The 19,201-nt window shown below is 67.7% G+C and carries 18 protein-coding genes; 14 read left to right on the forward strand and 4 right to left on the reverse strand.

The window, feature by feature from the left end; genetic code table 11:
- Positions 1-434 precede the first annotated feature (434 nt).
- The 5 genes from EV191_RS19685 to EV191_RS19705 all read left to right on the forward strand — a co-directional run bounded on the left by EV191_RS19685 (position 435) and on the right by EV191_RS19705 (position 8,816).
- The gene (locus tag EV191_RS19685) at positions 435-3,236 is read left to right on the forward strand and encodes an AfsR/SARP family transcriptional regulator (protein WP_132878590.1); all 2,802 of its coding nucleotides are present in this window, start codon (positions 435-437) and stop codon (positions 3,234-3,236) included.
- 47 nt (positions 3,237-3,283) lie between these two features.
- Positions 3,284-4,090 (forward strand): purine-nucleoside phosphorylase, encoded by an 807-nt coding sequence (locus tag EV191_RS19690; RefSeq protein WP_165913012.1) that lies wholly within the window; start codon positions 3,284-3,286, stop codon positions 4,088-4,090.
- 29 nt (positions 4,091-4,119) lie between these two features.
- On the forward strand, positions 4,120-5,757 hold the full coding sequence (locus EV191_RS19695; protein WP_132878717.1) for a phospho-sugar mutase: 1,638 nt from the start codon (positions 4,120-4,122) through the stop codon (positions 5,755-5,757).
- 112 nt (positions 5,758-5,869) lie between these two features.
- A complete protein-coding gene (locus tag EV191_RS19700; protein ID WP_132878592.1) occupies positions 5,870-8,272 on the forward strand; it encodes a penicillin acylase family protein in 2,403 nt (800 codons plus the stop codon).
- 88 nt (positions 8,273-8,360) lie between these two features.
- Complete coding sequence (locus EV191_RS19705; RefSeq protein WP_132878593.1) at positions 8,361-8,816, forward strand: flavodoxin family protein; 456 nt, start codon at positions 8,361-8,363, stop codon at positions 8,814-8,816.
- Positions 8,817-8,849: 33 nt separating this feature from the next.
- Here the strand turns inward: EV191_RS19705 and EV191_RS19710 are convergent, their stop codons facing one another.
- Positions 8,850-9,440 carry a TetR/AcrR family transcriptional regulator gene (locus EV191_RS19710; protein ID WP_132878594.1) on the reverse strand — a complete coding sequence of 197 codons (591 nt, stop codon included), beginning with the start codon at positions 9,438-9,440 and terminating at the stop codon, positions 8,850-8,852.
- Between the two features lie 64 nt (positions 9,441-9,504).
- Here EV191_RS19710 and cutA point away from each other — a divergent pair, with 64 nt between their 5' ends.
- The gene (gene cutA, locus EV191_RS19715; RefSeq protein WP_132878595.1) at positions 9,505-9,825 is read left to right on the forward strand and encodes a divalent-cation tolerance protein CutA; all 321 of its coding nucleotides are present in this window, start codon (positions 9,505-9,507) and stop codon (positions 9,823-9,825) included.
- Positions 9,822-10,487 carry a DedA family protein gene (locus EV191_RS19720; RefSeq protein ID WP_165913016.1) on the forward strand — a complete coding sequence of 222 codons (666 nt, stop codon included), beginning with the start codon at positions 9,822-9,824 and terminating at the stop codon, positions 10,485-10,487. The genes cutA and EV191_RS19720 overlap by 4 nt, the downstream gene beginning before the upstream one ends.
- Here the strand turns inward: EV191_RS19720 and EV191_RS19725 are convergent.
- Entirely contained in the window at positions 10,424-10,762 is a 339-nt protein-coding gene (locus EV191_RS19725; protein WP_132878597.1) for a hypothetical protein, read from the reverse strand. The two genes, EV191_RS19720 and EV191_RS19725, sit on opposite strands and share 64 nt — an antisense overlap.
- Before the next feature lie 93 nt (positions 10,763-10,855).
- Between EV191_RS19725 and EV191_RS19730 the strand changes: the two genes are divergently transcribed.
- From EV191_RS19730 to EV191_RS30140, 3 genes are all read left to right on the forward strand, one after another.
- Positions 10,856-11,497 (forward strand): TetR family transcriptional regulator, encoded by a 642-nt coding sequence (locus EV191_RS19730; RefSeq protein WP_132878598.1) that lies wholly within the window; start codon positions 10,856-10,858, stop codon positions 11,495-11,497.
- A gap of 126 nt (positions 11,498-11,623) precedes the next feature.
- Positions 11,624-12,688, forward strand: coding sequence for a fatty acid desaturase family protein (locus EV191_RS19735; RefSeq protein ID WP_132878599.1), 1,065 nt, complete (start codon positions 11,624-11,626; stop codon positions 12,686-12,688).
- A gap of 68 nt (positions 12,689-12,756) precedes the next feature.
- The gene (locus tag EV191_RS30140; protein ID WP_165913017.1) at positions 12,757-12,924 is read left to right on the forward strand and encodes a hypothetical protein; all 168 of its coding nucleotides are present in this window, start codon (positions 12,757-12,759) and stop codon (positions 12,922-12,924) included.
- 10 nt (positions 12,925-12,934) lie between these two features.
- Here the strand turns inward: EV191_RS30140 and upp are convergent, their stop codons facing one another.
- Together upp and EV191_RS19745 are read right to left on the reverse strand one after the other, a co-directional pair.
- The gene (upp, locus tag EV191_RS19740) at positions 12,935-13,558 is read right to left on the reverse strand and encodes a uracil phosphoribosyltransferase (RefSeq protein WP_132878600.1); all 624 of its coding nucleotides are present in this window, start codon (positions 13,556-13,558) and stop codon (positions 12,935-12,937) included.
- 46 nt (positions 13,559-13,604) lie between these two features.
- Positions 13,605-15,101, reverse strand: a complete 1,497-nt coding sequence (locus tag EV191_RS19745) for an alpha/beta fold hydrolase (RefSeq protein ID WP_165913018.1) — start codon at positions 15,099-15,101, stop codon at positions 13,605-13,607.
- A 115-nt stretch (positions 15,102-15,216) separates the two neighbouring features.
- Here EV191_RS19745 and EV191_RS19750 point away from each other — a divergent pair, with 115 nt between their 5' ends.
- From EV191_RS19750 to EV191_RS19765, 4 genes are read left to right on the forward strand one after another with little or no spacing between them, the layout of a single operon-like run.
- A complete protein-coding gene (locus EV191_RS19750) occupies positions 15,217-15,873 on the forward strand; it encodes a DUF1707 SHOCT-like domain-containing protein (protein ID WP_132878602.1) in 657 nt (218 codons plus the stop codon).
- Positions 15,874-15,911: 38 nt separating this feature from the next.
- On the forward strand, positions 15,912-16,886 hold the full coding sequence (gene deoC, locus EV191_RS19755) for a deoxyribose-phosphate aldolase (protein WP_132878603.1): 975 nt from the start codon (positions 15,912-15,914) through the stop codon (positions 16,884-16,886).
- Positions 16,886-18,337 carry an aldehyde dehydrogenase family protein gene (locus EV191_RS19760; RefSeq protein WP_132878604.1) on the forward strand — a complete coding sequence of 484 codons (1,452 nt, stop codon included), beginning with the start codon at positions 16,886-16,888 and terminating at the stop codon, positions 18,335-18,337. The genes deoC and EV191_RS19760 overlap by 1 nt, the downstream gene beginning before the upstream one ends.
- Positions 18,330-19,196 (forward strand): aldehyde dehydrogenase family protein, encoded by an 867-nt coding sequence (locus EV191_RS19765; protein WP_132878605.1) that lies wholly within the window; start codon positions 18,330-18,332, stop codon positions 19,194-19,196. Before EV191_RS19760 ends, EV191_RS19765 begins: the two co-directional genes overlap by 8 nt.
- Positions 19,197-19,201 lie beyond the last annotated feature (5 nt).

Below are 19,201 nucleotides of genomic sequence, written 5' to 3' on the forward strand. Positions count from 1 at the left end.
CCTCCGCCCACGCCGCACACTACGGGTCGTGGCTGGCCAACGACCCGTCAGGCCCCCCACGCGCCCCTCAGCATTCCGGCAAGCGGCGGTTGACGCCATCTCAGGACCAGGTACGTATTCAGCGCAACGCGCGCCCCAGCACATTCGTTCCCCCAGTACCCGACTGTAATCGGGTCATCCGATCGAATGACATACTTGACGCGACACACCGTCCACTGTGTCCTGCCCGCGGGCTGCCCGGTGCCCGAACCGTCGGCAGCCCCGTATAGCGTGTGCCAACGTAGCGGCGACGTAGCGCGCTGGTAGCGGCGCCGGCAGGCGAACCGATACAGTGGAGGTAGCGGAACCACACGCGCGCCGGGACCGTCCCACCGGCCAGTTCCTTCGGTCCGAAGACTTGCCGACTCAGGTGAACGAGCCGCGGAGGGAGCACTGTGGATTTCCGAGTCCTCGGCCCACTCGAGGTGTGGCACGCCGGCACGGTGACGCCGGTGACCGCACCCATGCAGCGCGCGCTGCTCGCGACGCTGGTGCTGCGAGCTGGGGACATCGTCTCGGTGGACGCGATCATCGACCAGTTGTGGGGCCCGGAACCGCCCGATTCCGCGCATGTCACGGTGCGCAACTACGTCCAGCGACTACGTAAGGTCCTGCCCGAGCAAGTACTCGAAACGACCCCACCCGGCTACCGGCTACGGGTCAACCGCGACACGATTGACGCCAACCGGTTCACCGACCTGGCGAGCCAAGCACGCGAAGTCGCCGCCGCGAATCCGGTCGCCGCCGCGAAACTGTTCGGGCAGGCCCTCGCGCTCTGGCGCGGTACCCCCCTCTCCGATCTCGGTGACGCGCCGATCCAGCTGATGCAGGCTCCTCGGCTCGAGGAGCTGTACCTGAACACCTTGGAAGAAAGCATCGAGGTACGGCTGCGGCTCGGCTGGCACGCCCAACTTGTCGCCGAATTGACCGAGCTCACCGGGTTGTACCCACTGCGGGAGCGCCTGTGTAAACAGCTGATGGTCGCGCTGTACCGGTGTCGACGGTCCGCGGAGGCGCTCAACTGCTATCGCCGGATCCGCTCCCGGTTGGTCGCCGAGCTGGGCATCGAGCCGGGCAGCGAGTTGCGTCAGCTCGAACAGTCGATCCTGCGCGAAGACCTGACGCTCTCGGTTCCCTTCGTACGCATCGCCACCGACCAGCCGGGGCGAGCGCCAGCACCGGACGAGCTGCCGGCACCGATCGGCACCTTCCTCGGGCGCGGCACGGAACTCGCCGAACTGCGCGAGCGGTTCAGCACCCCGAATCCCGCCGGCCCGCCGGTCTGCATGATCTACGGACCGGGTGGCGTCGGTAAATCAACGGTCGCGGTGCAACTGGCGCACGAGCTCAAGGCGAGCTACCCGGACGGCGTGCTCTACGTCGATCTGCACGGTTCCACCACCGGCAAGGCACCCGTGGAGGCCGCGGAGGTACTGCGCACCCTGCTGAATGAGCTCGGCGCCCCCGAAACGACCGGTGACGTGCTCGCCGCGCGTGCCTACCGAGCCCGGCTGCAGGGCCGCAAGGTACTGGTGATCCTGGACAACGCGGGGACCTCATCGCAGGTGATCCCGGCTATCCCGGACGATCCTGGCTGCGCGGTGATCGTGACAAGCAGGCACCCGATCGTCGGCCCGGACGGCGCCACGCACATCCATCTGGACGTGCTGCCCCCCGAGCAAGCCGTGGCCCTGCTCGGCCGCATCGTCGGGCAGCGCAGGGTCACCGCGGAGCAACACGCGGCCAGCCGCCTCGCCGCGCTGTGCGGGCATCTGCCGCTGGCCCTGCGGATCATCGCGACAAGGGCGGCGACCCGGCCACACTGGCCGCTACAGACCTGGGTCGACCTGCTCGACGACGAGCGCGGTCGGTTGGACGAGCTCAGCACCCCTGATCTGGATATCCGCGCGAGCATCCTGGTCAGCATCGACGAGTTGACGCAGAGCACGAGGCAGGACGATCGGCGGGCGCTCGAGTTGTTCATCGCACTCGGCGAGGTGGCGGTCGATGCCTACACGCCGTCCATGGCCGCGGCGCTGACCGGCTGGTCTGAGGCGGCCGCCACCGCGGGCCTGGAACAGCTCGTGGACGCCCAGTTGCTCTACAGCCCGAGGCCGGCCAAGTACGCGATGTACGACCTGGTTGGCGTGCTCGCCAGGGAACGCGCGCAGGAACAGCCCACCGAGCACGGTCTGGGCCGCGCGCGGTTGGCCGCCGAGTGGTATCTCGCCGCCGCGCATGACGCGCACCGCACGCTCACCGGTACCGGTCTGCCGATCCGGGTGCACATCCCACCAAACCGAACGACTGGATTTCCGGATCGCAGTTCCGCGCTGCACTGGCTGGACAATGAACTCGAGGGGATCATCGCGGTCGGTACCCGGCTGGCCGCCACCCGACAACGGTGCGCGCCGCTGCTCACCGCCATGCTGCGGATGCTCGCGGTGTACTTCAACACCACCATGCAGTGGGCCCAGCGCAGCGCGCTGAGCAGGCTGGTCCTCGACACCGCGCGGCAGGAGGACGACCGGTACGGCCAAGGCGTCGCGCTGATGAATCTCGGAGTGGTCGCCAGCCAGCGCGACCAGCTCGCCGAGGCGGATCGCTATTACCAGCACTCGCTTGCCGAGCTGGCGGAATCGCGGTCGGATTACGAGTATGCCCGCCTGCTGCAGAACCTCACCGCGCTGCACTCGATCCTTGGCCAGCCGCAGCGCGGCGAGCAGTACGCCGCGGACGCGCTGCACGCGGCGCGCGAGCACGGTTACCGCGATCTCGAGTCGGGCGCGCTGAACAACCTCGCGATCATCCACTTGCGCCGCCAGGAACCGGAGCGGGCGCGCGGGTTACTCGATGAGAGTGTGCGGGTGGCCAAGGCGATCGGCTCGCATTATCAGCTTTCCACCGCGCTGAACTCGCTCACCCAGGTCTACGGCGCCGTCGGTGATCACGAGCAGGCGCTGCGGTGTGCCCAGGAAGCCCTGCGTACCAACGAAGGTGTGGGAAACACCCGGCAGGCCATCGAATGCTTGATCAACCTCGCGAACACGCTGCGCAAGCTGGGCAGGCTGGACGAGGCGCGGCAGCGCTACGAGCAGGCGCGCGAACGGCTCGCGGAGATCGGCACCAGGGAACAGATCCAGCTGAACATCATGATGGATCACCTGCTCCGCGACGACCAACCCAGCGCGGCATAGGGCTGTACACCCGCACACCGCCGCGGAACCACGTAGGCTGCTGCGCTGTGAACGGGAACATCGCAGACACCGAAGCGGCGGCAACCGAAGCCGCCGCGGTCATCGCCGAGCGCACTGGCGTCCCCAGCCACGACCTTGCCGTAGTACTCGGCTCCGGGTGGCGACCGGCCGCTGATGAGCTGGGTACGCCGGACACGGAGATCCCGGTCGGCGAACTACCTGGGTTCATCGCGCCAACCGTCGCCGGTCATGGCGGCACCGTGCGCTCGCTGACCGTCGCTGGCAACCGGGTACTCGTCCTGCTTGGCCGGACGCACTACTACGAGCGGCATGGCGTGGCCCCGGTGGTACACGGGGTGCGGACCGCGGCCGCGGCCGGCTGCCGGACAGTGCTACTCACCAACGCGGCTGGTGGGCTGCGCGAGGGCATGACCGTTGGCCAGCCGGTACTGATCAGCGATCACCTGAACCTGACGGCCACGTCCCCACTGGTCGGTGCCCGGTTCACCGACCTCACCGACCTGTACTCGGCACGGCTGCGGGCGATCGCGACGGAGATCGAGCCGGGCCTGACCGAGGGCGTCTACGCCGGCTTGCCGGGGCCGCATTTCGAAACGCCGGCGGAGATCCGGATGCTGCGCGCCATGGGAGCCGATCTGGTTGGCATGTCCACCGTGCTGGAGGCGATCGCCGCGCGCGCCGAAGGAGTCGAGGTCTTCGGGCTGTCCCTGGTTACCAATCTGGCCGCGGGGATCACCGGCGCGGCGCTCGATCATCACGAAGTGCTCGCCGCGGGTAACGCGGCGGCGAGCAAGCTCGGCTCGCTGCTGCGCTCGGTGGTGGAGCGGGCGTGACACTCTCGCCCGAGCTCAGGGATTCGGCGATGCGCTGGATCGCCGACGATGTTGACCCTGCCGACCGAACGGAGTTGCAGCGGCTGCTCGCCGAGGCGATGGCCGGGCACGCCGACCGGGCCGACGAACTCGCCGAGCGGATGTCGGGGATGCCGACGTTCGGCACGGCGGGGATTCGCGGCCCGTTGCGCGCGGGGCCGAACGGGATGAACCGCGCGGTCGTGATCCGGACGAGCGCGGGAGTGGGCGCCTGGCTGCGCGCGGAAGGCAAAGCCGGCGCCATCGTGGTGATCGGCAGGGATGCCCGGCACGGTTCGGAAGCATTCTGTGTGGACACCGCCGAGGTGCTTGCCGCGGCGGGTTTCGACGTTCGGGTGCTGCCACGCCCGCTACCGACACCCGTGGTTGGCTACGCGGTACGTGCCCTTGGCGCGGCGGCCGGCATCCAGATCACCGCATCGCACAACCCGCCGAGCGACAATGGGTACAAGCTGTTCGACGCGGCGGGCACGCAGATCGCGCCGCCGGTCGACGCTCGGATCGAGGCGGCGATCGCGGGTACCGTCGCCGCGGTTTCCGTGCCGAGATCGAATACCTACCGGGCGCTCGACGATGAGCTCGTGCGGGGTTATCTCGACCGGTTGGCCACGCTGCCCCGGAACTCGGCCCGCGAACTGCGGGTGGCCGCCACCGCGTTACATGGGGTTGGCGCCAAGCCGCTGCTGGATGCCTTGCGCGGCGCGGGTTTCACCGATGTCCGACTGGTTGCCGAGCAGTCCGAACCGGACCCGGACTTCCCCACCGTTGCCTTCCCTAATCCGGAGGAACCCGGTGCGACGGACCAGCTGCTCGCGCTCGCGGCGGAGACCGAGGCGGACCTGGCGATCGCACTGGATCCGGACGCGGATCGCTGCGCGCTTGGCATACCGGACGGCGCCGGCGGCTGGCGGATGCTGCATGGCGACGAGTCCGGCGCGCTGCTCGCCGAGTACATCTTGTCCACTTTAGATAATGATCGGCATCCCGATCCGTTGGTGGCTACCACGATCGCATCGTCGTCCCAATTGGAATCGATCGCGGCCAGGTATGACGCGCGTTGCGCGCTGACCTTCACCGGATTCAAATGGCTGGTCCGCAGTGGGGACGGCGCGGCAACGGGCTTGGTCTTCGCCTACGAGGAGGCCCTCGGCCTGTGTGTCGATCCGGACTGGGTCAGGGACAAGGACGGTATCTCCGCGGCGGTGCTCGCCTGCGACCTTGCCGCGGCGCGCAAGGCAACCGGCAGCGATCTGCGGGCCGCGCTCGATGAGCTCGCGCTCGCCGACGGGGTCTACCTGACCGGAGCGCTTTCGCCGAGGTTCGACGAGCTCGCCATGATTGGCGAGCTGATGGCGCGGTTGCGCGCCAGCCCACCGGACGCGCTCGCCGGCGTACCAGTGCGGACCGAGGACCTGCTCCCGGAAACCGACGCGCTGCGGTTGGCGGGTACCGGTGTTCGCGCGCTGCTCCGGCCGTCCGGGACAGAGCCGAAACTGAAGGCATACCTTGAGGTTGTCCAGCCGGTGGGCGCCGCGACCGAGCTGGCCGCGGCACGGGAAACGGCGGCGAGCAGGCTCACCAAGCTTCGCGCCGAGATCGCCGCCCTCCTCGACCACCGCAATCTTTGAGGATCCTGCTGTCACGGAGCGTGCTGACGGGCGACAAAACTTCACGTGGACTTCACACTTTGGTCGGGCAATGGTAGAAACTTTTCGTTGCTAACTAACCGAGGTGGGTCGCATGGCGAAGTCGTCCGTCCGCAGGTATCTCCCGGCCACCCTGTTGGCGACACTGTTGACCACGACACTGCTCGCTCCTTCCGGCACGGCGGTGGCGAACCCGGACGGCGAGTACGCCGTCACCGGACTCACCGAGCCGGTCGAGCTGCGCGTGGACAACTGGGGCGTGCCGCATATCTACGCGAACAACAACGAGGACCTGTTCCTCGCGCAGGGATTCAACGCGGCACGAGACCGGTTGTTCCAGATCGACCTCTGGCACCGGCGTGGGCTTGGCCTGCTTTCCGAAGCCTTCGGACCGAAGTACCTCGAACAGGACCGGGCAGCCCGGATGTTCCGCTATCGCGGCGATATGCAGGAAGAGTGGCGTAGCTACGGACCCGAGGCCAAGCAGATCGCCACCCAGTTCGCGAACGGCGTGAATGCCTACCTCGACTGGCTGGACGACAACCCGGAAGCGCTCCCCGAGGAATTCCGCAAGCTCGACTACCGGCCGAGTCGCTGGCAGCCCGAGGACATCGTGCAGATCCGCAGTCACGGGTTGACCAGGAACGTCAGCGATGAGGTCGACCGCGCGCGGATCGCCTGCGCCGCGGGGCTGGAGGCCGACCGGGTGCGCCAGAAACTGGAGCCGGCACACCAGACGACGATCCCGGACGGCCTGGATCCCTGCGGTATCCCGGACGACGTACTGGATACCTACGATCTGGCCACCCAGGACGTGGAGTTCTCCGAACAAGAGGGCGACATCGTCGCGGTGCCAACCGATGCGGCCGGCTTCGAAGGCAGCAACAACTGGACGATCAGCGGCGAGCGCACGGAAACCAGCCGCCCGATCCTCGCCAATGATCCGCACCGTAGTCACGCCGCGCCCTCGCTGCGCTACATCACCCATCTTTCCGCGCCAGAGATGGACCTCATCGGCGCGGGCGAGCCAGCGCTCCCGGGTGTCTCAATGGGACACAACGGCACGGTCGGCTTCGGTTTGACGATCTTCTCAACCGACCAGGACGACCTCTACGTCTACGAACTGGATCCCAACGATCCGACGCGCTACCGCTACGGCGACGGTTGGGAAACCATGCGCACGGCCGAGGAAGAAGTACCGATCGCAGGGCAGGAACCGGAAACCGTCGCCATGTCGTTCACCAGGCATGGCCCGGTGGTTCGGGTGGACGAGGAGAACAACCGCGCCTACGCCGTGCGCACGATGTGGCTCGAGCCGGGTACCGCGCCGTACTTCGGCAGCGTGCGATTCAACGATGTCAGCAATTTCGACGAGTTCGTCGAAGCGATGTACAACTGGGGGACGCCAAGCGAGAACCAGGTGTACGCCGACGTCGACGGCAATATCGGCTGGGCACCGGGTGGGGTCACGCCGAAACGCGCCAACTATGACGGGCTACTGCCAGTGCCGGGCGACGGCAGGTACGAATGGAACGGATTCTATTTCGGCGACGAGATGCCGCGCAGCTACAACCCGGACGCCGGCTACGTCGCCACGGCCAACGAGATGAACCTGCCACCCGAGTTCCAGGACAAGAACCTCGGCTTCGAATGGGCCAACCCTTACCGGTTCCAGCGGATCAGCGAGGTGTTGGACGCCAACGACAACAGCTCGGTCACCGATTCCGCCGAACTGCAGAACGATCAGCTCTCCATTCCGGCACGGCGCATCCTCGCGCTACTCGACGAGGCCGGCATTGCCGAACGGGGCGGCGATTCCCGTGCCGCCAAGGCGGCGACGATGCTGCGGGGTTGGGACGCGGTGGAATCCGCTGACTCCGCGCAGGCGGCGCTCTTCGAAGTCTGGCGGGTGCGCCAGTTGGAGCCAGCCTTCGTCAAGGCGACCGCTCCCAAGGCAGCCGAACTGATCGAACGACCGGATACCTCCTCGCTACTGGACGCGCTGGAAAACCCGGATGACTGGTTCGGCAACGGCGGCGAGGCGAAGCGCGATGCACTGTTGCGGACTACCTTGGCCGCCGGCTACGCGGAAACCGTCAAACTGCTCGGCCCGGACCCCAGCAAGTGGCAGTGGGGCGATCTGCAGTACTCCCAGTTCGAACACCCGATGACGGAAATCCTGGACGAGGACGAGCAGCAACGGTTCAACGTCGGCCCACTGCCGCGCGGTGGCTCCGAACACACCGCGAACGCGTCAAGCTTCGACACCGAAACGTTCAAGCACACCTCGGGCGCCTCGTTCCGGATGGTGCTGGACGTCGGCGAATGGGACAACTCCATCGCGGTGAACACGCCCGGCCAGTCGGGAAACCCGAACGATCCGAACTATCGCGATCTCGCCGAAACCTGGCAACGGGGTGAGTACTTCCCGCTCTCCTACAGTCGTGCGGAGGTCGAGCAGAACACCAAGCAACTGCTCATGCTGCGGCCCCGGTAAATCAGGCTGCGGTAAATCAGACTCCGGTAAATCAGGCTGCGGTAGATCAGGTTGCGCGTAGCCGATCGTATCGGCATGGTCTACAGACGTGGCCAAGTTGTTGATCGTGCACCACACGCCATCGCCAAATGTGCAGGCAATGTTCGAGGCGGTGGTCCGCGGTGCCACTACCGACGAGATCGAAGGTGTGGACGTCATCCGCCAGCCGGCGCTTGCCGCCTCCGCGGCCGATGTGCTCGCCGCGGACGGCTTCATCCTCGGCACGCCGGCGAATCTGGGCATGATGTCCGGAGCGCTGAAGATGTTCTTCGACGAGATCTACTACCCGTGCCTCGATGCGACCCAGGGCTGTCCGTACGCGCTGTACGTGCACGGGGCGAGCGATACCTCCGGCACGGTCCGCGGGGTGGAGAGCATTGTCACCGGACTCGGCTGGGACAAGGCGGCTAACGCGCTGACCGTCACCGGCGAGCCGGACAAGGCGGATCTGGACGCCTGCTGGGAACTCGGTGCCGCGGTGGCCGCCAACCTGATGCCGGATTAGTCCGCCGGCCCACCAGCGCCATACCCCGCGTGGTCAGGCGCGCCAGCCGGCGAGCTGCGCGCGTAGCGCGTGCTCGAAACTGTCCTTCGAGTTCAGTTGGGCTGGCACCACGTTGCTGAGTTCCAGCGCGACCAAGCCGTGCAACAACGCCCAGTAGGCGAGCGCGATGGCCTCCGGGCTCGGCCCGGCGAGCGCGCCGGTCCTGGTGCCCTCCCGCACGATGTCCAGTAGCGGGGTGATCGCCGCGGCCGCTTCCTGGTTGGCTTGCTCGTCCGGCTCGAACTCGGGGACCGGTTTGCCGAACATGATCGCGTACTGGTTCTGATTGGCCAGCGCCTGCTCCCGATAGGCCAGGCCGAGCTGAACCAGATCAGCCGGCGCGTCACCGCTGCGCGCTACCGCGCCGAGCTGCCTGCCGAATCGCCGGAACGCGTCTACGTAGAGCTCTCGGACGAGCTGTGCCTTGCCGCCGAACAGCGAGTAGACGGCGGTGGTCGAGGTGTTCACGTCGGTAGCGAGCTTGCGCAGGCTCAGCGCTCGCGGCCCCTGCTCGGAAAGCAACTCGCCCGCGCGGTCGAGCAGCCGCCCGCGCAGCGCGTCGTCGTGGGTCTTCGGCCGTGGCATCCGGACAGGGTAACCCGCGACGCTGTTTTCAAACGCACGGTGGCCGCCTATAGCATGGGGACCCATGCACGCACACGTCATCGTCGCGACCACGACCGACTCCGAGGAGGCCGCCGGCACGCTCGCCGCCGGCGCGATCGAAGCGCGGCTGGGGGCGTGTGCCCAGATAGTCGGGCCGATCACCAGCGTCTTCCGCTGGGAATCCGCCGTGCAGACCGAACAGGAATGGCGAGTGGAGATCAAGACCGCCGCGGACCGGCTGACCGAGCTGACCGAACACCTCCGGGCACGGCATAACTACGACGTGCCGGAAATTATCGCGACCCCCATCGTGGGCGGCAGCGCCGACTACCTGTCCTGGGTCGTCGACGAGACCCGCGCGTGATCACCGACGCGCTCGGCTGGCTCGCCGATCTGCCCTTCCCGCTGGTGCTGCTGGTCGCTGGCCTCGCCTCGACGGTGGAATCCGGTCTCGGCATCGGCATGATCTTTCCCGGCGAGACTGGTGTGCTGATCCTGGCCACCACGGCGACCGGTGTCCCGCGCTTCGTGGCCCTGGTGCTGGTCGTCGCGATCGGTGCCTGCCTCGGCGACCACGTCGGCTACGTCCTTGGCCGGCGCTATGGCCTGCGGCTGCGCGAGACCCGTCTGGTGCGCAAACTCGGCGTCGACCGCTGGGATCGCGCGATGGCCGCGCTACACCGATACGGCGCCTCCGCGGTCGTGGTAACCAGGCTGATTCCCGTGGTACGGACCTTGGCGCCCGCCGCGGCCGGTGTCTCCACACTCGCTTACCGGCGATTCCTGCCCGCATCACTGGCCGCCGGGCTGCTCTGGGCCGGCACCTACGTCGGGGTGGGCGCCTTCGCGGGGGCCTCGGTCCGCCAACTCGAAGCGTGGCTCGGCAGGGCCGGTTGGCTGGTGCTCGGTGCGCTGCTGCTCGCCGGGCTGGCCATCTGGTGGTACCGGCGGCGCAGGACTGTTCAGTCCGCGCGCTCCCGATCCGCGAACTGCTCGCCGAAATCCACCACCCGGTTGCCCAGCTGATCGCTCAACCGCGTCGCGGCCGAGCCGGCCTTGTCGCAGACCGTGCGGGCGAAATCGCCGGCAAGGTTCGCGGTCACCTCGGCGGCGTTCGCCGCATGCTCACCAGCCGTGCTGGCGAACTCGGCGATCCGCTCACCAGCCTCATCGGCTAGCCCGGCCGCCCTGCCGGTGAGCTGGGCGAGGCGGTCCTCGGTAGCCAACCGCAGCTCATCGGCCTTGCGAGCGGCGTCGGCGCGCGCTCGCGCCAATGCGTCCCACATCCCGTCGACGTTCATTCGCGCCCCACCTCAATTGGTCACCGGAGAAAAGTAACCGATACCCGCAGTACCGCGATAGTATGCGGACTCCGCGAGCTGGACGGCAATGGGGTGGTCACGATCAGGCTGGATACAGCTGCCCAGGACGGCCGGCGTACTCGCTGGGCCGCCCATCGGCAGCGGCGGATGCGGGAGCTGGTGGACGCGGGGTTGGCCGCGATCCGCGAGCGGGGCGCCGACGTCGGCGTGGCCGAGGTAGCCGCCAGGGTGGGCACCAGCAAGGCTGGGGTCTACCGGTACTTCGACAGCAAGGCAGCCCTGCACGTGGCGGTGTGTCAGCGGGTCGGCGACACCGTCGCCGACCGAGTCAGCGGCGCGATGGCGCGGGAACGCACGGCGCGCCGGAAACTGTCCGCCGCGGTCGACGAGTACCTGCGGTTGATCGAGTCCGACCCTCGGGTATACCGGTTCGTCACGCGTCAGCCGGTCCCGGACCGCGCGATCGGCGCTGACCCGCTTGCCGAGGCAAGCGCGCTACTCGGTGAGCGAATCGCGGTGCAGCTCAGCGAACTATTTCGGAGCTTGGCCCCACCGGCGGCCGCGCGGCCCTGGGGGCACGGGCTGGTCGGGATGGTGCGCGCGGCCGCGGATCAATGGCTCGCCGATGAGCCGCGCATCCCACGCGCCGAACTGGCCGAATACCTCACCGAACTCGCCTGGTCCGGCCTTCGACCAAAGGTGTCGCGAAAATAGCAGGTCAGCGCTGGCCAGTTTACTCAGCTAACACAACGGGGAGCCCAGGATAAGGGGGCTAGCCCTACCCAGGGTCGGGGGTCCCCCGGCTACTGCTGCCGCCGACGACCCCGAAGACTGGTGGTTATGACAACCGATACCGACACGGCCGAGGCACCCACGACCGATCGAGGTAGCTCTCAACCAAGCGATTTCGCCGTACTGTCCCGCCGGATCTCCGCCGCGGGGCTGCTCGGCCGCCGGCCCGGCTACTACATCCTGCGTTTTGGCCTCGTCGGCCTCGCCTATCTCGGCGGGCTGGCCGGCTTCCTCGCGCTCGGCGACTCCTGGTGGCAGCTGCTGCTCGCGGCCGGTTTCGCGGTGTTGTTCGGCCAGGTCGCGCTGCTTGCCCACGATCTCGCGCACCGCCAGGTGTTTCGCGGGCGCAAGGCGACCGAACCGGTCGGCATGCTGGTCGGCAACCTCGGGATCGGCCTGAGCTACGGCTGGTGGATGGACAAGCACACCCGCCATCACGCCAACCCGAACCACGAGGAACTCGATCCGGACGTCTCACCCGAAATACTCGTGTGGTCCACCGAGCAGGCCCACGGCGCCCGTGGCATCACGCGCTGGATCGGCCGCTGGGAAGCCTTCCTGTTCTTCCCACTGCTTACCCTCGAAGGGCTGAACCTGCACGTGTCCAGCCTGCGCGCGCTGGCCAACCCCAAGCTGAAGCGGCGGTGGCTGGAGGGCCTGCTGCTGACCGCGCATCTCGCCGGCTACGTGGCGGCGCTGTTCCTCGTGCTGTCGCCAGGAAAAGCGGTGCTGTTCCTGGTCATCCACCAAGCACTCTGGGGTGTCTACATGGGAGCGATTTTCGCACCCAACCACAAGGGCATGCCGACGCTGACCGGGAACAAGCGGCCGGACTTCCTGCGCCGCCAGGTGCTCACCTCGCGAAACGTGCGCGGTGGCTTCTGCACCGATATCGCACTGGGCGGGTTGAACTACCAGATCGAGCACCATCTGTTCCCGAGTATGCCGACGCCGAATCTCCGAAAGGCGCAACCGATCGTGCGGGACTACTGCGCCGAACTCGGCGTCTCCTACACCGAGACCTCGCTGTTCGAGTCCTACCGGCAGGCACTCAGTCATATGCATGCCGTCGGCGCTCCACTGCGCGCCGAGGCCCGCGCCAACAAGGCTTAGAACCCTGGTCTGCCAACGCAAACCGGCGTGCTGCAGAATCTCTCGCAACGAACGCAAAGGAGCGAGAAGTGGCAGCCGACCAGTACCCAACCGCGCAACCCGACGGCGAGTCCCTTGTGGACGCCCGGCATGAGCCGAGGACCTGCCTCGAGGTATGGAGCTGGTCGGCTGCCGCGCGCGCGGCCGAGGATGAGGACACCGAACTCGAGCCACATATCCTGCGCGGCAGGGAATAGCCAGAACCCACTATACCGTGCCGTACTGGCGATCCCCCGCGTCACCCAGCCCGGGGACGATGAACCCGGAGTCGTTCAGCCGCTCGTCCACGCTCGCCGTCACCAACCGCACCGGAAGGCCGAATCCTCGTAGGTACTCGATGCCTTCCGGGGCGGCGAGCGCGCAGATCGCGGTCACGTCGGTCGCACCGCGCTCGGTGAGCAACCGGATCGTGTGCGCCATCGAACCGCCGGTGGCGAGCATCGGGTCGAGTACGAACACCGGTCGCCCGCTCAGGTTGGCCGGCAACGACTCCATATACGGCGTCGGCTGCAGGGTCTGCTCATCGCGGACCATCCCGACAAAGCCCATCTGCGCGTCCGGGATGAGCTTGTGCGCCTGGTCAGCCATGCCGAGCCCAGCCCGCAACACCGGTACCAGCAACGGCGGATTCGCCAGCCAGTAGCCGTCGGTCCGGGCGACCGGGGTGTGAATCCGCTCAGTGCGCACCGGAGCTTCCCGCAGCGCCTCGTAAATGAGCATGACGGTCAGCTCGTGCAGCGCCGCCCGAAACGCCGCGCTGTCCGTGGTAGCGGCACGCATCGTGGTCAGTCTGGCCTTGGCCAGCGGGTGAGCTATGGCAAGCACGTCCATGGCGGACACGGTAGCTCGGCGAGGGCCGCCCATGGCGCCGACCCGCTCAGCCGGTACTCGGGCCGTCCAGCAGATAGTTGACGGCCTGATCCCGCGCTTGCTGGTCATTGAGCCAGGCGGTGTGCCCCGCGCCGGCCCAGCGAACCAGTTCGGCATCCGGCAACTGCCGGTAGACATTCTCCGACCAATGCCGCGGGGTAGCCACGTCATGCGCTCCGGACAGGACCAAGGTGGTGGGGAAGTTCTCGGGCACCGACCAGGAATGCGACTGCCACGACGTCGGATAGGGCCACCCGAGGCAGCCAGAAGCGATATTCCAGAACTCGGAGTACCCGCGCAGCGTCGGGGCCTGCTCGGCGGCCCGCTTGCCTTCCGCGGGCAGGTCGGTGCTCGCCGAGTCATCGAGGGGCACGCTCTGGCAAGCAATCGTCCGGTAGGAGTTGTACCGCTCGCCGAACATGAACGGTGCCGCGCTGACCAGCTTGGTGGCATCACCATCGTCGACCGCGGTGCGCAAGGCCCGCGCCAGCTCGGGATGATTACGCCCCACCCCGAGCCCGCTGTTGATGGCCAGCGCGACTTCCTCCGCGGTGACCGGCCGCGGCTCGCCAGCCGGCTCGGTCTCGCCCGCTTGCGGCCCGTCCACCACCGCGGTGAGCCGGCCGGCATCGGCAGCCGCGTACAGGTCCGTGATCACCTTGGACACCTGCCGGCCGGACAACGCACAGGTCTGCTCCCCGGCACACCAGGTGGCGAACTGGTACACGCCGTTCTCCGCTGCCGCCGCGCCATCCCGGACAAGCTGCCGCCACGGCAACGAGCGGTCCACGGCGCCATCCAGCACCAGCGCGCGCAGCCGGTTCGGGAACCGCTCGGCGTAGTCCTGCGCCAACATCGTGCCGTAGGAAATGCCAAGGAAACTGATCTGCTCCTCGCCGAGCGCGGCGCGCACCGCGTCCAGATCACGGGCCACGCTGCCGGTATCCAGGTGCCGTACCAGGTCACCGCTTTGCGCCCGGCAGGACTCCGCGTAGGCCCGGTTGTTCTCGGCGAGCTTCCTGGTCCCGGCCGCGGTATCGGGGAAACGGGACTGCCCAGGGTCGTGTGGCGGATTCGCACAGCGCACCTGCGTGCTGCCGGCCACCCCACGCGGGTCAACCCCGATGATGTCGAACCGTTCCCGCAACCGTTCGGGAAAGTACATCCCGGTAGCGTTCGGCTCGGTCAGGATCCCCGCGGCCGAACCGCCGGGGCCACCAGGGTTGAACAGCAGCGCGCCGATTCGCCGTTCCGGATCGGTCGCCGGCAGTTTCGCTACGCGCAAGTCGATCGAGCCAGCCGCCTGTGGGTTCCGCCAGTCGATCGGCACGCGCACGGTGCCGCACCGTGCGCCCTGACCAGCCGGCGCGTCCTGGCAGTCCCGCCATTCGATCCCGGCCGCCGCTGGTTCGGCTGTGTCCTGCTGCTGGAACGCGAAGGCCGATACCGCGGCCACGGTCAGCCCCAGTCCAACCACCAGTGCGATCGCGATCCTGCGCACCACTGGCCCTCCTCTGCTTCCCCACCGCGTCCGAAAGGATAAGCGGTGCGCGGGCACGCCGCGCGCGAACCTGGACAATCCGTGCCGGGCCGGATGGCCGGCGCGCTAGGCTGCCCCCGTGACTGATCAGCCCGAGTTGCCCGATCCCCAGCAGTTGCGCGCCTCCGACGCGGACCGCGAGCGGGTGGCGCAGTTCCTGCACGCCGCAATGGCCGAGGGCCGGTTGACCATGGCCGAACTGGATGAGCGTCTACAGTCCGTATACGCCGCGAAAACCCACGGCGAGCTGGTCCCCATCACGGGTGACCTGCCGGGTGGGCAGCTTGCGGTGCCGCAGCCGAAGGTCCCAGCCGTGGCCGACCCCGCGACCAACCTGCCGCAGCGCGTCGGTGGTACGCCCACCTCGAGCACCGCGATCGCGGTGATGTCCGGGGCCGATCGCCGGGGCCGCTGGGTGGTGCCCAAGACCTTCAACGCCTTCGCGCTGATGGGCGGCGTGCAGATCGACCTCACCGAGGCCATGCTGAGCGAACCGGAGGTCACCATCCAGGCCACCGCGGTGATGGGCGCGGTGGAGATCATCGTGCCCGAGGACATCACGGTGCGGGTCAACGGCTTCGGGTTCATGGGCGCCTACGAGGACAACACCTCCGCGCAGGCACCGGAGGGCAGCCCGATCGTGCGGTTCACCGGTCTCGCGCTGATGGGCGGAGTCGAGGTACGCCATATGACGAAAAAGGAAAAGCGCAAGAAGCAGAAAGAGCTGGACGAGTAGCCCCACGGCACTGGCCGGCTCCGCATAGACTCGGGCGCATGGCTGCCCCATCTACCGCCCGTTCCGGCGCCGGCTTACCCGCCGAGCTCACCGAAGCGACCAGGGATGACACCGCGCTGCGCCGGTTCCTGCACGGACTGCCCGGCGTCGACCAGGTCGGCGTCGAACAGCGCGCCAGCGGGCTCGGCACCCGCAGCATCAAGAAGGCCGCGAAACTCTGGGCCATTGACACGGCGATCAACATGGTCGATCTGACCACACTGGAGGGCGCGGACACCGAGGGCAAGGTCCGTGCGCTGTGCGCGAAGGCACGGCGGCCCGATCCGGAGCGCCCGGACACCCCACAGGTCGCCACGGTCTGCGTGTACCCGGACCTCGCCGAGGTCGCGGTCGACGCGCTTGCCGGCAGCGGCATCGGTGTGGCCAGCGTGGCCACCGCGTTTCCCGCCGGCAGGGCGAACAGGGCGGTCAAGCTCGCGGACACCGAACTTGCCGTCTCCGCTGGTGCGTCCGAAGTGGATATGGTGATCGACAGGGGCGCGTTCCTCACCGGTCAGTACATGCGGGTTTTCGAGGAGATCCAGGCGGTCAAGGCGGCCTGCGGATCGGCGCATCTGAAGGTAATCCTGGAAACCGGGGAGCTGGCCACCTATGACAACGTGCGCAGGGCCTCCTGGCTCGCGCTACTCGCCGGTGGGGATTTCATCAAGACCTCGACCGGCAAGGTGTCCCCCGCGGCCACCCTGCCGGTGACTCACGTGATGCTGCAGGCAGTCCGCGACTGGTACACGGCGACCGGCGAGTTGCGCGGGGTCAAACCCGCGGGCGGTATCCGCGTCACGAAGGACGCGATCCGTTACCTGGTCACGGTACACGAGGTCGCCGGTCCGCAGTGGCTGACCGGTGAGCTGTTCCGGTTCGGCGCGTCCAGCCTGCTCAACGATCTCGTGTTGCAACGCCGCACACAGCTCGACGGTTACTACAGCGGTCCCGACTACGTAACGGTGGATTGATGAGTTCCTCCCCTACCGAAAACCCGTGGGAGTACGCCCCGGCGCCGGAATCGCGGGATATCGCGAACCTCAAGCCCAGCTACCGGATGTTCGTTGACGGCGAGTTCGTCGAGGGCAACGGCGCGGGGCTGAAGACGATCAACCCGGCAACCGAGGAAGTGCTCGCCGAGGTGAGCACCGCGGATTCCTCCGATGTGGACACCGCGGTACGCGCGGCCCGGCGCGCGCAGGAGAAGGTCTGGCGCAAGATGCCGGGCACCGAGCGGGCGAAGTACATCTTCCGGATCGCCAGGATGATCGCCGAGCGCTCCCGCGAGCTTGCCGTACTCGAATCGCTGGACAACGGCAAACCGATCAAGGAGTCACGGGACTCCGATATCCCCACGGCCGCCGCGCATTTCTTCTACCACGCGGGCTGGGCGGACAAACTGGACTACGCCGGACTCGGCCCGGATCCTCGCCCACTCGGGGTAGCAGGGCAGATCATCCCGTGGAATTTCCCGCTGCTCATGGCCGCGTGGAAGATCGCGCCGGCGCTGGCCTGCGGGAACACCGTCGTGCTCAAGCCAGCGGAGACGACGCCGCTTACCGCGCTGGTGCTGGCGGAGATCTGCCAGCAGGCCGAACTACCCCCTGGCGTACTGAACATCCTGCCCGGCGACGGCACGGTGGGCAGCGAACTCGTCGCGCACGGCGGGCTGGACAAGGTCGCGTTCACCGGATCAACCGAGGTTGGCAAGCTCATCCAGCGCACGCTCGCTGGTACCGGGCGCCGGCTCACCCTGGAACTCGGTGGCAAGGCGGCGAACGTGGTCTTCGACGACGCGCCCATCGATCAAGCGGTAGAGGGCATCGTCAACGGGATCTTCTTCAACCAGGGGCATGTCTGCTGCGCCGGATCCAGGTTGCTGGTGCAGGAATCGGTCGCCGAGGAAGTGCTCCACAAACTGCGGGCGCGCATCGCCACCCTGCGACTCGGCGATCCGCTTGACAAGAACACCGACATCGGCGCGATCAACTCTGCCGAGCAGCTGGCCAAGATCCGCGAGCTGACCGCCGCCGGCGATACCGAAGGCGCAAGCAGGTGGACCAGCCCGTGCCCGCTGCCGGACAAGGGTTTCTTCTTCGCGCCCACGGTTTTCGCCGATGTCCAGCAGTCAATGCGGATCGCCCGCGAAGAGATCTTCGGCCCGGTGCTCTCGGTGCTGACCTTCCGTACCCCGGACGAAGCGGTGACCAAGGCGAACAACACGCCCTACGGGTTGTCAGCGGGTATCTGGACGGACAAGGGTTCCCGAATTCTGTGGCTGGCCAACCGGATGCGCGCGGGCGTGGTGTGGGCGAACACCTTCAACCGCTTCGATCCGACCGCACCGTTTGGTGGTTACCAGGAATCCGGGTTCGGCCGCGAGGGCGGCAGGGCTGGCTTGGAGGCATACCTCGATGACTGATCGCATCGCTGTGGCGAAAACGTACAAGTTGTATCTCGGCGGTGCGTTCCCGCGTTCCGAATCCGGCCGCACCTATGAGGTCACCGACGCTAGGGGCAAGTTCCTCGCGAACGCCGCGCAGGCTTCCCGCAAGGATGTCCGGGACGCGGTCGCGGCCGCCCGCAAGGCGTTCCCCGGCTGGTCCGGGGCGACCGCGTACAACCGGGGCCAGGTTCTGTACCGGGTGGCCGAAATGTTGCAGGGCCGGCGCGAGCAGTTCGTCGCCGAGGTCGCCGCGAGTGAGGGTCTGCCGGCCAAACGGGCACAGTCCACGGTAGACACCGCGATCGACAGGTGGGTCTGGTACGCGGGGTGGACCGACAAGATCGCGACCGTGCTCGGGTCGACCAACCCGGTCGCCGGACCCTACTTCTGTTTCACCGTGCCGGAACCGACCGGGGTGGTCGGTGTACTCGCGCCGCAGCAGTCCGCGCTGCTCGGCCTGGTAAGCGTGCTCGCGCCGGTACTCGCCGGCGGGAACACCGCGGTGGTACTGGCCAGCCAGGACCGCCCACTGCCGGCCGTCACGCTGTCCGAAGTGCTCGCCACCTCGGACCTGCCCGGCGGGGTGGCCAACATCCTGACCGGGCGCACCGGCGAGCTGGCACCGTGGCTGGCCACCCATGCCGATGTGAACGCGCTCGACCTGTGCGGCTCGCCCGAATCGCAACGCGCTGACCTGGAACGGGGCGCGGCGAATACGGTGAAACGGGTACTACCCGCGCCGGCGGGCGAACCCGAATGGACAAACCCGCCGGACATTCGGCGGCTACGCGGCTATCTTGAAGCCAAGACCGTGTGGCATCCGATGGGTACCTGAGCTCA

The organism is Tamaricihabitans halophyticus, from assembly GCF_004340875.1.
Lineage (GTDB): Bacteria > Actinomycetota > Actinomycetes > Mycobacteriales > Pseudonocardiaceae > Tamaricihabitans > Tamaricihabitans halophyticus.